Source organism: Longimicrobium terrae (assembly GCF_014202995.1).
Lineage (GTDB): Bacteria > Gemmatimonadota > Gemmatimonadetes > Longimicrobiales > Longimicrobiaceae > Longimicrobium > Longimicrobium terrae.
The window spans coordinates 43,742-55,522 of record NZ_JACHIA010000011.1; the positions used below are offsets into that span (position 1 = coordinate 43,742).

An 11,781-nucleotide genomic window follows, 5' to 3' on the forward strand; every position below is an offset into this window, starting at 1 on the left:
ATGCACGTCGCGGGCCATCACCCGCCATCATCGCTCTGGCCGCCGCCCCGCACGGACGCTAGTGTTCGCGGCCGACCTCATCCCCTTTCAGCCATCCAATGATCAACGACAAGCCGGCCGAACCGTTCAACTGGCGCACCATCCACTCGGTGGTGGTGCTGCTGGTGCTGGGGTTCTTTCTGTACACGGTGCAGGGGATTCTGAACCCGTTCATCCTCTTCGTCCTGCTGGTCTTTCTGATGTCCCCGTACTCGGGGACGCGCCACCACCTGCTGCTGGTTTCCGCCACGGCGATGCTGACGCTGATCTGGGCGCTGAACACCACGGGCTTTCTGCTCGCCCCGTTCGTCCTGGCGGTCGTGCTCGCCTATGTGCAGCATCCGCTGGTGACGCGGCTGGAAAAGCGGATGTCGCGCACCTGGGCCACGGTGCTGCTCATGCTGCCGGCCGTCGGCGTGCTGGCGCTGGTCATCTTTCTGGGCATTCCCGCGGTGAGCGCGCAAATCGGCGACTTCATCCACGGCGCGCCCAAGCTGATTCAGACGGCGACGGAGCGGCTGCAGACCTGGCAGACGCAACTGGCCAGCCGCGACCTGCCGCTGGTGGACGAGCAGTCGCTCATCACCCGGCTGCAGTCGCTGCAGCCGGAGGCGGTCATGGGGTGGCTGCAGCAGCGTCAGGCGGCTATCGGACGGGCGGCGTGGGGCGGCATCATGGGCGTGGGGCGTGGGCTCAGCGCGGTGCTCACCATCCTGGGCTACGTCTTTCTTACGCCCATCCTCACCTTCTACCTGCTGCGCGACTGGCCCGTGATGATGCGGCGCATTCACGACCTGGTGCCCGCCGCGCACCGTGACCGCGTGACGGGCTTTGCGTCAGAGTTCGACACGCTGCTGAGCGGCTACATGCGCGGGCAGCTGATCGAGAGCAGCATCGTGGGCGTGCTCACCTGGCTGGGCTTTGTGCTGCTGGGCTTTCCGTACGCGCTGCTGCTGGCGGTGATCGCCGCGGTCTTCAACGTCATTCCGTACCTGGGGCTGGTGCTGACCGCCGTGCCCGCGCTCGTGATCGCGCTGTTCCTGGACAACCCGCTGTGGGCCATCGGCAAGGTAGCGATCGTGTTCCTGATCGTGCAGATCCTGGACGGGTCGATCCTGGGTCCCAAGATCGTGGGCGATTCCGTCGGCATCCACCCGGTGTGGGTGATTCTGGCGCTGTCGCTGTTCGGCTTCTTCTTCGGCTTCGTGGGGCTGCTGCTGGCCATTCCGCTGGCGGTGCTTGTGAAGCTGATGGTGGAGCACGGCATGACCCGCTATCGCTCGTCCAAGCTGTTTCGCGGCGAGCGCCCGCTCATCGCGCTGGACTGACGGCGCGAATCCCGGCCGCCGCGCCCGCCGCACGCGGGCGCGGCGGCTCCGTCCCACCCAGGCCACACCCCTTCCATGACCACGATCGTCCCCCGGTGCGCCGCCCTCCTCGCGCGCCTGCGTCCGGCCGCCCTGGCCGCCGTCCTGATCGCCTGGCTCTCCATTCCCGCCTGCGCGCAGACCGCTCAGCCCGTCACCCTCCCGTCCGCACCCGCGTCCGCCGTCCCCAATCCCAACGCCCCGCGCGACACCGGCCTTGTCCGCGTCCGCCGCGCGAGCCCGGAGCCCGAGCCGCCCGGCATTGCCGCCGACGCCGTCGCCAGCACCTCCGCGGTCAGCACGTCCGCCGCGTTCCGGGTGGAGCGGCGGATGGAGATGCGCTCCACCGCGTACTGCCTGCGCGGGATGATGCGGACGGGCGTGCGCGTGCGCGACGGGATGGCCGCGGCCGATCCCAGCGTCCTTCCGCTCGGCTCCGTGGTCCGCGTCTCTCATCCGGACGGCCGGCTGATCGGCGTGTTCGTGGTGATGGATACGGGCGGCGCGGTGCGCGGCAACAAGCTGGACCTGTGGTTCTCGGACTGCGGCGAGGCTTCGGACTGGGGGACGCGCCGCGTCGTGGCGGAGGTGATCGACATCGGGCGGAGCTGAAGGGCGGGGAAGAGGGAATAGGGAATAGGGAATAGGGAATAGGGAATAGGGAATAGGGAATAGGGAACGGCAGGGACGAGGGGCGGGGATGATGAGTAAATCGCCGTCTTCTTTCTGTCCGGAAGTGCGGATCGGGTGGATGGCGGGAGGATCCGGAACGCCTGTGATCGCCCGACCCGACCGACCCTCCGCCCCCGCTCAGACCCGCCTATTCCCTATTCCCTATTCCTTATTCCCTGATCTCCCGTTGACATCCCCCCGCCGCCGCCACCAGATTGCGCTCAGGATACGTGAGACGCGGTCCCACCCTTGCGGTCGGGACCGCGTCTTTCTTTTTGCCGGGATGTGCTCCCGGCGCGTACGGACCAGACCGGGCATACAGGCGCGATGAGGGATCGGGAACGGAGCCAGTGCGTGGTGATCGTCGGCTCGCAGTGGGGCGACGAGGGCAAGGGCAAGATCGTCGACGTGCTGGCGGAAGACGTCGACGTGGTCGCCCGCTATCAGGGCGGCAGCAACGCCGGCCACACGGTGCACGTGGGCGAGGAGGAGTTCATCCTCCACCAGATCCCCTCCGGCATCCTGCACCCCCGCCGCCGCTGCCTGCTGGGCAACGGCGTCGTCTTCGACCCGTTCCAGTTCTTTCAGGAGCTGGACGCGCTCACCGCGCGCGGCATCGACGCTGAAGGGCGCGTCGGCGTCAGCGGGCGGGCGCACCTGCTGCTCAGCTATCACAAGGTGCTGGACCGCGCCGCGGAGGCCCGCCGCGGCGCCGGAAAGATCGGCACCACCGGGCGCGGCATCGGCCCGGCGTACGAGGACAAGGTCGCGCGCCAGGGCATCCGCTTGGCCGATCTGCGCGACTGGCCCCGCGCCCAGGACGCCCTGCGCCGCGCCGCCGAGCGCGTCAACGAGCGCCTGCAGCTGCTGAAGTCCGATGAAACGGTGGACGCCGAGGCGCTGATCGCCGAGGTGGGCTCCATCCGCGAACGCCTGCTCGCCATCTCCGTCGACACCGGCCGCGTGATTCACGACGCGCTGCGCGACGGGCACAAGGTGCTGCTGGAAGGCGCGCAGGGTACGATCCTGGACGTGGACCACGGCACCTATCCGTACGTCACATCGTCGAATACGACGGCGGGCGGCGCGGCGCTGGGCGTGGGCATCGGGCCCACCCTCATCGACGACGTGGTGGGCGTGGTCAAGGCGTACACGACGCGCGTGGGCGAGGGGCCGCTGCCCACCGAGTTTCCGTCGCCCATGCAGGAGCAGGTGCGCGAACTGGGCGGCGAGTACGGCGCCACGACCGGCCGCCCGCGCCGCTGCGGCTGGTTCGACGCCGTCGTCGTGCGCTACGCCGCGCGCGTGAACGGGCTCACCGGGCTGGCCGTCACCAAGCTGGACGTGCTGGATACGCTGCCGGAGCTCAAGATCGCCACCTCGTACCGCGCCGAAGGGCAGGAGCTGGACGACTTTCCCGGCGACCTGGGCCTGCTGGAAGCCGCCGAGCCCGTGTACGAAACGCTTCCCGGGTGGCAGACCTCCACCGCCGGCGCGCGCAAGTGGGACGATCTGCCGCGGAACGCGCAGGCGTACCTGCGCCGCCTGTCGGAGCTGACGGACACGCCCATCTGGTACGTGTCGGTCGGCACGCGCCGCGACCAGATCATCCACGTGCGGCCGTAAGCCGCGGCGGGGCAGGGCGGCTTGCGGCACACCGGGCGGGCGCACGAGTTCATCGTGGCGCCCGCCGCGTATTTGGAGGATGAAGGGGCTCGGTTTCCTTCGACCCGGTTCACCCGCTCATGACCATGATCCGCAACCTCGCACTGTTGCTCGGCGCTTGTGCCGCGATGACGGCCGCACGCCCGGCCCGCCCGGAAGTGTGCAGCGTCGCGCCGGTCCCCTCCTACCGCCCCGGCCTGCAGCTGATCGTAACCGCGACGGCCGACACGCTGCTGGCGGGCCCCGGCTCCATGGAGTACCGGGTGGAAGCGGACTCTCTCGGGGCGATTTACGGGCAGGTGGCGCGGGTGGAGCGAGCCGGCGGAGCGGACGCGGCCGGCCTTCCCGCGGGCACGGACCGCGTGGTGCTGGTGCCCTGGGGCCTCGACGCGGGCTGCCACACAGTGCAATGGTCATCCGGCGCGCGGTGGATCCAGCCCGGTATGCGGGGTCTGGTCTGGTCCAGCCTTCGCCCGCGCGAGCAATGGGTGAACGGGCTCCCCACCCTTGATGTGAGCGGCGACTACCAGGCCCCGTCCACCGGCACGGTGGAAGAGATGCCGGCGGATTCCGCCCTGACCGTGGACCAGCTGTTCGATCTGGTCGCGCTTCTGCCGGAGTCCGAAGCGGACGAGGCTGGCAAAGGGGATGACCAGCCGCTGCTGCGGTGGGCAGCCGCCAACCCCGGACTGGCGCGCCTGTATCCGGCGCGGATGATGGTGGGGGAGGCGGTATTCTCGGTGCGCCGGGCGCGGCTCAAGCGGATCGACCCGGCGCTCGGCGGCACGTACCGCTTTCGCGTGTCGGTGGATGACGGTGCGCCGCGGACCTTTCATGGCCGCACGTACTCCAGTCCCGTCACGGAATGGGACCCACTGGAGCAGTTCGTTGACGAGCCGGCCCCGCTGAACGTCCCGATCGCCGGGTACACTCTCATGCTCTCGGCGAGCTCGTCGGCGGACTCGCTTCCCGCGGTCTTTGATCCGGATCCGGAAAGGCGCTGGAGCCGGCAGGGATACGTCTCGGTGATGGCCGCGCCGGATTCCACGGTCGGCGGGGTGCAGATCTGGCGGGGCGACATGGAGTTGAGTTTTCTCGCCAGAGCGCTGCCCGGCGACTCCGTGCTGGTGCAGCTCAGCCGCGCGGAGAACCAAGCGCTGTCCCGCCGTATCACGGCCGGCGAGGCGATCGAACCGATGCCGGTTTCCGCGCGCTTCCTGCTGCGCCCCGACGGATCGGTCACGATGGAGCAGGAATCGGTGCTGAGCGACGGCCGCAGAGTACGGATCCGGGGCGAGCGCATCTCCCGCGTCACCATCCCCGATCCCAACTGAGCGGCGCAGGCGGCCGCCCTTCGCGGGGAGCCGACGGAGTCACCCGGCCGGACCCCGGTCCGGCACACGAGACGACAACCGGAACAGACGTGATGGATATGATGGAAGCCAGGGCGGAGATGGACATCGACGCCGCGCTGCGGTGGATCAAGCCCTCCGTGCGCGAGATGGGCGCGTACACGCTCAAGCCGACAGAGCCGCGCATCAAGCTGAACCAGAACGAGAGCCCGTACGATCTGCCGGACGTGCTCAAGGCGCGCATCCACGCGATCCTGGCGGACCGCCCGTGGAACCGGTATCCGCCGTTCGTGGCCTCGAATTTCATCTCCGCCGTCTCCGAGGCGACGGGCTGGCCGGAGGAGGGCGTGCTGGTCGCCAACGGAAGCAACGAGCTGATCCAGGCGGTCCTGGCGGTCACCGTAGGCCCCGGCGTCTCCGTCGTCATCCCCGAGCCGACCTTTACGCTCTACCGGTTGATGACGGACGTGAACGGCGGCACGGTCGTGTCCGTCGCGCTCACGGACGACCTGGCGTTCGACGTGGATGCCATCATCCGCGCCGCGCGCGACACGGACGCGGCGGTCGTGGTGCTCTGCACGCCGAACAACCCCACGGGCGGTGCGCTGTCGGAAAACGAGATTCGCCGCATCCACGACGAGACGGACGCGCTGATCCTGCTGGACCAGGCGTACATCGAGTTCGGCGGATATGACGGCATCCCCATGCTGGCGGACCGGCCGCGCCTGGTCGTGCTGCGCACCTTCAGCAAGGCGATGGCGATGGCGGGTCTGCGCGCCGGCTACATGCTGGCGCACCCCGCGCTGGCGGCGGAGGTGCACAAGGCCAAGCTGCCGTACAACATCAACTTCTTTACCGAAGTGGCCGCGGCCGAGGTGCTGCGCTCCCGCGCCCTGCTCGCGCCCATGGTGGCCGAGATCTCGGCGGAGCGCGACCGCATCGCCGCCGAGCTGGCCCGCGTCCCCGGCCTGCGCGTCTATCCCAGCGATGCCAACTTCCTGGTCTTTCGCGTGGAAACGGACGCCATCACGCACACGGCGCTCTTCGACCGGCTGCTGGCGGAATACGGCATTCTGGTGCGCGACGTATCCAAGTATCCACTGCTGGAGCGCTGTCTGCGCGTGAACGCGGGCACCCCGGCGGAGAACGACGCCTTTCTGGACGCCGTGCGAACCATCATGACGGAGGCGGGACGATGAGCCGCACGGGCGAACGCCAGCGGAAAACGAAGGAAACGGAGATCCGCGTCTACGTCGATCTGGACGGAACGGGGGAATCCAACGTCCGCACGGGGATCGGCTTCTTCGATCACATGCTGGACGCGCTGGCCCGCCACGGCATGTTCGACCTGGACGTGGAGTGCACGGGCGACCTGCACATCGACGCGCACCACACGGTGGAAGACGTGGGGATCGCCCTCGGCGGCGCCTTTCTGGACGCGCTCGGCGACAAGCGCGGCATCGTGCGCTACGCGGACGCCACGGTGCCGCTGGACGAGGCGCTGGTGCGCGCCGTGGTGGACGTGTCCGGGCGGCCGTTCCTGCACTTCGACGTCCCGCTCCCCGCCGGGCAGCCGATGATCGGGCAGTTCGACGCGGCGCTTTCGGCGGAGTTCTGGCGCGGGTTCGCCATGGAATCGCGCATCACGCTGCACCTGGACGGCCTGCGCGGCGACAACGCGCACCACATCGTGGAGGCCACGTTCAAGGCCGCCGCACGCGCGCTGGACGCCGCCACCGCGCCGGACCCGCGCCGCGCGGACCAGGTGCCCAGCACCAAGGGTTCGCTGTGACCGCGCGCCCGCACGTCGTGCTGCTGGACTACGGCGCCGGCAACCTGCGCTCCGTGGCCAAGGCGTTCGAGCACGAGGGCGCGCAGGTGACGATGACGGACGATCCGGCAGTCGCGCGGTCGGCGGACCGGCTCGTCCTTCCCGGTCAGGGCCACTTCGGACAGTGCATGACGCGGCTGGAAGAGCGCGGCCTGGGCGATGCCGTCCGCGAGCACGTGGCCGCCGGGCGCCCGTTCATCGGGATCTGCGTGGGGATGCAGCTTCTCTACGAGTCGAGCGACGAGGCGCCGGGCGTGGCCGGGCTGGGGCTGCTTCCCGGCGCCGTACGCCGCATTCCCACGGATCTTCCGCTGCCGCACGTGGGATGGAACGCGGTGGAGTTCATCCGCCGCTCCGACGTGGATCCCGTGCTGGCCGGCGTGGCGGGGCCGGAGCCGCGCTGGTTCTACCACGTGCACTCCTTTGCCGTCCTGGACGATGACAACGACCACGTCCTGGGCCGCTGCCGCTACGACGCGTCGTTCGCCAGCATCGTGGGCCGCGATAACGTGTGGGGCATCCAGTTTCACCCGGAAAAGAGCCAGGAAGACGGACTTCGCATCCTGGGAAATTTCTCCAAGCTGTAGCGGGACGCCAACATGCGTCCGTTCCGTCCGCCTTGTGGCGGCTCGCGTCTCGTTGCGCGGTTTCGATCCCGTTGTTAGCGTTGCGTTTGGGTGACCAAACCGAACGCGGGGGGCAGGATGGACATTGCGCCGTATGTCTGGGCAGAGGATGCGTGGGAGTTCGTCGAGGCGCGGGAGCGGCTGGACCAGATTCTGGATCTCGCGGCCCGGCAGCAGCCACAGCGGATTCGCCGGGGAGAGCGGGAAGTGGTGGTGATGGACGTGGACGCATACGCGGCACTCAAGGATGCGGCGGATCAGGCGCTGCCCCCGCCGCCCGTGCAGCGTGACGTGTGCACCTGCTCTGGCCGCACCCTGCTGGGCGCGCTCCGCGCCTCGCCGTGGCGGGATGCTCTGGAGGGTGGGGACTGGCCCTGGTCGTGGAACTGGCTGACACGGGAGTGGGATTCGCTCCCGCCGCTGGGTTCGTTGCCTGATGCAACGAGACCTGATGAAGCGGCCGCGGCGGCGGGGTCCTTTCTCGACGCCATGCAGAAGTCTCCGCTGGCGTAGGCAATCCGGGACGCCGGGATCTCCGACGAGGAACTGGATGAACTGTTCGGGATCCGGGGGTGAGACATGCGATTTCTGCTGGACACCAACACGCTCTCGGAAACGGTGAAGCGGACGCCGGACCCCAACGTGGATGCCTGGTTCCGCGAGCAGCGTCCCGGTGACGCTGCGGTGAGCGCAATGAGCATGGGCGAGATCCGCAAGGGGCTTGCGCGGCTCGGCCCGGGCGAGCGTAAGCAGCAGTTGGGACGGTGGCTCTACGCATATCTGCCGAGGGAGTACGCGGGCAACGTTCTGCCTGTCGACCAGTCCGTCGCCATGGAATGGGGCCGCCTCGCTGAGCAGGCACGCCGCACGGGGCGGCATCTTGATGCGGTGGACGGGCTGATTGTGGCGACCGCGCGCGTTCGCAGGCTCGTCCTTATCTCCCGCAATGTACGACATTGCGCCGGCTGGGGCGCGCGAGTTTTCAACCCGTGGTCAGGTGAATCGATCAAGTGACTGAATTCTTCAAGGGCCACGGCCTGGGCAACGACTACATCGCGCTGGAAATGGACGGGCTGGGGTTTGAGCTCACCCCGCCCGCGGTGCGGCTGATCTGCGACCGGCACACCGGCGTGGGATCGGACGGCATCCTGGCGCGCGTCGCGTCCGCCACGGCGGACTTCGGGCTGCGCATCTTCAACCCGGACGGCAGCGAGGCGGAAAAGAGCGGCAACGGCCTGCGCATCTTTGCCGCGTACCTGCTGGAGCGCGGCGACGTCGGCGAGCGCGCGCCGTTCAGCGTGGAAACGCCCGGCGGCCTGGTGCGCATGGAGGTGCTGAGCCGCTCCGCCGACGGCGTGCTGTCGGTGGAGGCCGAGATGGGCACCGCGCGCTTCGGCAGCGCCGACGTGGGGCTGGCCGGGCCGGAGCGCGAAACAGACGACGAGCCGCTGGAACTGGAATCCGGCGACATCGTGCGCATCAACGTGGTTTCCATCGGCAACCCGCACTGCGTGATCTTTCAGGACGAGCTGGATGTAGAGGCGCTGCGCCGCCGCGCCCCGCAGATCAGCACGCACCCGGCGTTCGCGCGCGGGGTGAACGTGCAGTTCGCCGTCCCCGTGGAGCCGGACGGGGTGGATGCCTGGGTGTGGGAGCGCGGCGCGGGGGAAACGCGCGCCTCCGGCAGCAGCGCGTGCGCGGTGGCCGCGGCGGCCGTGCGGCGGGGCATGGTGTCGGAGCGGCAGGTGGCGGTGCGCATGCCCGGCGGGCGGCTGGACGTGCACGTGCGCGACGACTGGTCGCTGGTGCTGCGCGGCCCGGTGGAGTCCGTGTACCGCGGCGCGCTGACGGACGGAATGCGCCGCCGGCTGGAGACCCTGGGATGAGCCTGGCCAAGCGCATCATCCCCTGCCTGGACGTCAAGGACGGGCGCGTGGTGAAGGGAATCCAGTTCGTGGGGCTGCGCGACGCGGGCGACCCGGTGGAGCAGGCCATGCGCTACGACGCCGAGCGTGCCGACGAACTCTGCTTTCTGGACATCACCGCCAGCCACGAGGGCCGCGCCAGCATGCTGGAGGTCATCCGGCGCACGGCGGACAGCATCTTCATCCCGTTTACGGTCGGGGGCGGCATCCGCACGGTGGACGACTTCAACGCCATCTTGGGCGCGGGGGCCGACAAGGTGGCGGTGAACACGGCCGCGCTCGCCGACCCGGAGCTCATCCGGCGCGCCGCCGACCACTTCGGCTCGCAATGCGTGGTGGTGGCGGTGGATGCGCGCAGCTCCGATACGGCGGAAAGCGGATGGGAGGTGTTCACCCACGGCGGACGCACCCCCACGGGGATCGACGCGGTGGCGTGGGCGAGCCGGGCGGAGGAACTGGGCGCGGGCGAGATTCTGCTGACGTCGATGGACCGCGACGGCACGCGCGACGGGTACGACCTGCCGCTGCTGAACGCGGTGACGGCGCGGGTGCGCATTCCCGTGATCGCTTCCGGCGGCGCGGGTGCGCTGGAGCACCTGGACGCGGCGCTGGGGGCGGGCGCGCACGCCGTGCTGGCGGCCAGCATCTTTCACTTCGGGGAGTACACGCTGGCCCAGGCGCGGGGCTATCTGGCGGCGCGCGGACACCCCGTGCGGCGGTAGCCGCGGGGAGCGGGCGCGTTCCTTGCCGAGCGGCCATCCGTTGAGTACGTCAGTAGGCGACGGGCCCGAGCCCGGCCCACCCCGGACCCGAGGAGTTGGTTACGTGAAGCACGGATCGATGGACACCATGAAGCGGCTGGTTCTCGCCGCGGCGCTGCTGTTTCCGCTGGCTGCCTGTGGCGGCGGCGGCGAAAAGGCGGGCGGCGACACCGACAAGGGCAAGGCGGGCGCGGCCCAGGGCGAGGGTGCGGCCAAGGGCCAGGGCGCCGCGCAGGGGCAGCCCGGCGCCGCCAGCTTCGCGCCGCAGGACACGGCCACGCGCCGCGTGCGCGACGCGCTGGCCAAGCACGACAGCGCGCAGGCCGACAGCATTGCCCGTGCGGACAGCATCGCGGCCGACAGCATCAAGAAGGCGGGCGGCACGGCCTCGCGCCGCTTCAACGCCGGCGAGGACCCGGCGTTCGCGCGCGCCAACGGCTGGCCGGTGAACTACCCGCGGCCGCTTCCGGGCTCCATTCTGCCGGAAAAGCGCATCGTGTGCTACTACGGCAACCCCAATTCGCGCCGCATGGGCGCGCTGGGCGAGTTTCCGCGCGACGAGATGCTTTCGCGCCTGCAGCGCGAAGTGCAGCGCTGGACGGCGGCCGATCCGCAGCATCCGGCGGTGCCCTGCCTGCACATGGTGAGCGTGGTTGCGCAGGGCGACGCGGGTCCGTCGGGCCACTACCGTTCGCAGATGCGCGACAGCCAGGTGGACTCCATCTACCAGATGGCCAAGTCCATCAACGGCGTCTTCATCGTGGACGTCCAGGTGGGCACGGACGACATCCGCAACATCATGCCGCGCTTTGAGAACATCCTGAAGAACCCGGACGTGCACTTCGCGGTGGACCCCGAGTTCTACATGCGCGACGGCGTGGTTCCGGGACGCAAGATCGGCACGATGCACGCGGCGGACATCAACTACGTGAGCGAGCAGCTCGCCCGCATCGTGCGCGAGAACCGGCTGCCTCCCAAGGTGCTGGTGATCCACCGCTTCACGCGGAACATGGTGACCAACACCGAAGACATCATCCTGCGCCCCGAGGTGCAGATCGTGATCGACATGGACGGGTGGGGCGCGCCGTGGCTCAAGCGCGACTCGTACCGCGACTACGTGGTGCGCCATCCGGTGCAGTTCACCGGGTTCAAGCTCTTCTACGGCAACGACACCAAGAAGGGCGATCCGCTCATGACCCCGGCGGACCTGCTTCGCCTGGAGCCCAAGCCGCTGTACATCCAGTACCAGTAAGCGGTACGCTGGATTCGGCCGGCTCAGGATGAACGAGGCCCCTCACGAGCAATCGTGAGGGGCCTCGCCTTTTTGTTCAACAGGCGCGAAGCACTGGGCACTTCAGTTCCCTCGCACTCCCGCACTCACGCACCCAGCACTCACGCACTGCTTTTTTGGGCGTGTCCCTCCGCTGCGCTCCGGGCCGGGCTGCGGGCGCCGTAGGCAACGATACAGCTGTTGCCAACGGCGGCGAGCCAGCCCCGCGCACCGGCTCGATCTCGCTTCCTCCGGCCCAGGCGCGCGCGGGTC

At 69.3% G+C, this 11,781-nt stretch carries 12 protein-coding genes; all 12 read left to right on the forward strand.

Features of this window, described 5'->3' with window-relative positions; genetic code table 11:
• The first annotated feature begins 98 nt into the window (after positions 1-98).
• The 12 genes from HNQ61_RS17180 to HNQ61_RS17235 all read left to right on the forward strand — a co-directional run bounded on the left by HNQ61_RS17180 (position 99) and on the right by HNQ61_RS17235 (position 11,490).
• Positions 99-1,367, forward strand: coding sequence for an AI-2E family transporter (locus HNQ61_RS17180; protein ID WP_170035307.1), 1,269 nt, complete (start codon positions 99-101; stop codon positions 1,365-1,367).
• A 75-nt stretch (positions 1,368-1,442) separates the two neighbouring features.
• Positions 1,443-2,018, forward strand: a complete 576-nt coding sequence (locus tag HNQ61_RS17185) for a 3D domain-containing protein (protein WP_170035308.1) — start codon at positions 1,443-1,445, stop codon at positions 2,016-2,018.
• A 387-nt stretch (positions 2,019-2,405) separates the two neighbouring features.
• On the forward strand, positions 2,406-3,704 hold the full coding sequence (locus HNQ61_RS17190) for an adenylosuccinate synthase (RefSeq protein WP_170035309.1): 1,299 nt from the start codon (positions 2,406-2,408) through the stop codon (positions 3,702-3,704).
• 167 nt (positions 3,705-3,871) lie between these two features.
• On the forward strand, positions 3,872-5,077 hold the full coding sequence (locus HNQ61_RS17195) for a hypothetical protein (protein ID WP_170035310.1): 1,206 nt from the start codon (positions 3,872-3,874) through the stop codon (positions 5,075-5,077).
• A 92-nt stretch (positions 5,078-5,169) separates the two neighbouring features.
• Positions 5,170-6,294 (forward strand): histidinol-phosphate transaminase, encoded by a 1,125-nt coding sequence (gene hisC, locus HNQ61_RS17200; RefSeq protein ID WP_170035311.1) that lies wholly within the window; start codon positions 5,170-5,172, stop codon positions 6,292-6,294.
• Positions 6,291-6,887, forward strand: a complete 597-nt coding sequence (hisB, locus tag HNQ61_RS17205) for an imidazoleglycerol-phosphate dehydratase HisB (protein ID WP_170035312.1) — start codon at positions 6,291-6,293, stop codon at positions 6,885-6,887. The genes hisC and hisB overlap by 4 nt, the downstream gene beginning before the upstream one ends.
• Complete coding sequence (gene hisH, locus HNQ61_RS17210; protein ID WP_170035313.1) at positions 6,884-7,513, forward strand: imidazole glycerol phosphate synthase subunit HisH; 630 nt, start codon at positions 6,884-6,886, stop codon at positions 7,511-7,513. The genes hisB and hisH overlap by 4 nt, the downstream gene beginning before the upstream one ends.
• Positions 7,514-7,630: 117 nt before the next feature.
• Positions 7,631-8,065 (forward strand): type II toxin-antitoxin system Phd/YefM family antitoxin, encoded by a 435-nt coding sequence (locus tag HNQ61_RS17215; RefSeq protein WP_170035314.1) that lies wholly within the window; start codon positions 7,631-7,633, stop codon positions 8,063-8,065.
• A gap of 66 nt (positions 8,066-8,131) precedes the next feature.
• Positions 8,132-8,566 (forward strand): type II toxin-antitoxin system VapC family toxin, encoded by a 435-nt coding sequence (locus HNQ61_RS17220; RefSeq protein WP_170035315.1) that lies wholly within the window; start codon positions 8,132-8,134, stop codon positions 8,564-8,566.
• A complete protein-coding gene (gene dapF, locus HNQ61_RS17225; RefSeq protein ID WP_170035316.1) occupies positions 8,563-9,438 on the forward strand; it encodes a diaminopimelate epimerase in 876 nt (291 codons plus the stop codon). Before HNQ61_RS17220 ends, dapF begins: the two co-directional genes overlap by 4 nt.
• Entirely contained in the window at positions 9,435-10,199 is a 765-nt protein-coding gene (hisF, locus tag HNQ61_RS17230) for an imidazole glycerol phosphate synthase subunit HisF (protein ID WP_170035317.1), read from the forward strand. Before dapF ends, hisF begins: the two co-directional genes overlap by 4 nt.
• Positions 10,200-10,302: 103 nt before the next feature.
• Positions 10,303-11,490: a hypothetical protein gene (locus HNQ61_RS17235; protein WP_205761605.1), complete on the forward strand. Its 1,188-nt coding sequence runs from the start codon at positions 10,303-10,305 to the stop codon at positions 11,488-11,490.
• The last annotated feature ends 291 nt before the right edge of the window (positions 11,491-11,781 follow it).